The organism is Nocardia sp. NPDC058497, from assembly GCF_042720195.1.
Classification (GTDB): domain Bacteria; phylum Actinomycetota; class Actinomycetes; order Mycobacteriales; family Mycobacteriaceae; genus Nocardia.
Genome location: NZ_JBHXMY010000830.1, coordinates 1 through 1,980 on the forward strand (window position 1 = coordinate 1; position 1,980 = coordinate 1,980).

At 66.0% G+C, this 1,980-nt stretch carries 2 protein-coding genes; one reads left to right on the forward strand and one right to left on the reverse strand.

Annotated elements, in window-relative coordinates:
• Nucleotides 1-210 precede the first annotated feature (210 nt).
• The gene (locus ACFWPJ_RS31505) at nt 211-483 is read right to left on the reverse strand and encodes a helix-turn-helix domain-containing protein (protein ID WP_378856964.1); all 273 of its coding nucleotides are present in this window, start codon (nt 481-483) and stop codon (nt 211-213) included.
• Nucleotides 484-850: 367 nt separating this feature from the next.
• Between ACFWPJ_RS31505 and ACFWPJ_RS31510 the strand changes: the two genes are divergently transcribed.
• The coding region (locus ACFWPJ_RS31510; protein WP_378856966.1) for a hypothetical protein at nt 851-1,980 on the forward strand (1,130 nt) is incomplete at its 3' end.

Consider the following 1,980-nt stretch of genomic DNA (forward strand, 5'->3'; position numbering starts at 1 on the left):
CGGTTCCCCACCCGCGCGCGAATCGCTTGCAAGGTTCCCGCGGTCAGCGTGACCGAGATCCCATCAGCCGGGCCTTCGCCAGGCACGTAGTCGGTGGCGTCGCTCATAGTTGCGATTATGCCATTTGAAATGCCATTTGCAACCTCGGTGTCGCCGAAGCCGCAGGTAACCAGGGCTGCGGTGCCGATCACGTAGGTGCGGCGCTCGGTGTCAGCTCGCGTTCCGGCCGAACATCACGTCGACGAGATCGGGCACCGTCGTGCCGAGCGCCTCGCTCAGCGCGAGCAGCGTCGACAACCGCGGATTCGCCGGCGCCTTCGTCTTGCGGACGCCCCAGCCGTTTTCGAGTAGTTGGTAGTACTGACGACTGATGCCCGCGGCGTTCGCGACCGCCTCCTGAGTGAGGCCCCTTTCCTCGCGCAGGGCGGCCAGGTGCTGGCCCAAAATCGCCATGAGCTGCTTCTCAACGGCGGATTCGGACACCTCAAGAAGGCTTCCGAGGCCTTACCCTCGCGTCGACCATCTATAGATGGCATCATTGGCGCGTCCGGGTGATGCCATCTATAGATGGCCTGTCGTTGATGAAGGGGCGTGGGCTGAGTCGATCGACAATCCGATCTTGAACTCGCCGCACGAACCGCCTGCCCGGTACTTCGAGATCGGCCATCACGGACCGACCGGTGTCGTCGAAGAGGGGCTGCGCCCGAGCGAGGCGCTCGTGGGACTACGGCGATGAGGTGATGAAGGTTTTCCAGGTCTAGCTCGTCACCACGGTGAGCGTCGAGACGACGGGGATCGTCGGTCGCCTCGCCGACAACTGAATTCAGCACATTCCTGGGGAGGACCAACCATGACCGGCGAGCCGATATCAAACCCGCTGTTTCCGTACGGCCAGCTCGATCCGGCCGCGCTGATCGCCGCATTGAGTTCGAATCCGAAGGTCGCCGACGCGGTGTCGCGGACCCAGTCCATCGATCAGGCGTTGCGAGACAAGCTCGCCGGTACCGATCCCGACTATGTGAAGACACCCGACCAGTTCGACGGCTACACGCATCAGGAGATCTACGACGGCGTGCACGGCAAGGACGGCACGGGCGGCATGCACATCGCCACCATCACCACCCTGCGAGACACCTGGAACACCATCGACACCGAACTCACCAGGATCGCGACCACCCACCAGACCAGCGCCAACGCGCTGTTGGGATTCGGCGAATGGGCCGGTGCCAGCGGTGACGCCGCGCGCGCTGGGATCAGCGCACTCAACACCTCGATCCTGCAGATGGCCCAGGTGTGCGCGTCGATGACAAGTCGCCTCGACATAGTCGGGCCTGCGGCTGAGGCGATCCGTGCGGCCGTGCCGCCGCCGATCGCGCAGCTGACCGTTCTCAATCCCGACGACACGCACACCTCGCTGATTCCTGGGCTGATCAATCCGGCCACGGCAACGGTCGATCGGCAGGCTCAGCGGCAAGCGGAGCTGGATGCGCAGGCGACGATGAATCGCATCTACACACCGACGATCCCACCGACCGGTTCGGGTGTGCCGTCCTACTCGGTGGTGCCCGGTGGACCAGGTTCCGGCGGCAGTCCGAACAATTCCGGGGGTGGCTCTCCGTCCGCTGGGTCACCGAGCGCGGGTTCGCCATCCGCCGGGAGTCCGACCGCCGAAACACCGACACAGCCGGAAACACCCACAACCGAAGAACCGACCACACCGGCGTCGACCACACCGACCGACGATGAATCGGCATCATCGGACAGTCCGAGCACCACGACGCCGACCGATACCGAGGGCACGGCCCCGGCGAGCACCATGCCGGCCTCGACCACACCGACAGGACTCACACCGTCGGGTACCGGTTCCCCGCTGGGCGGCGGGGGGTGGGACCGGGCGACGCGCGTGCACACCGCGTGTCCCCGGGGGCGCGCGGCCCCCCCACCGCGGGGGGGGGTGGGCCCGGTGCGCCCAAACACCCC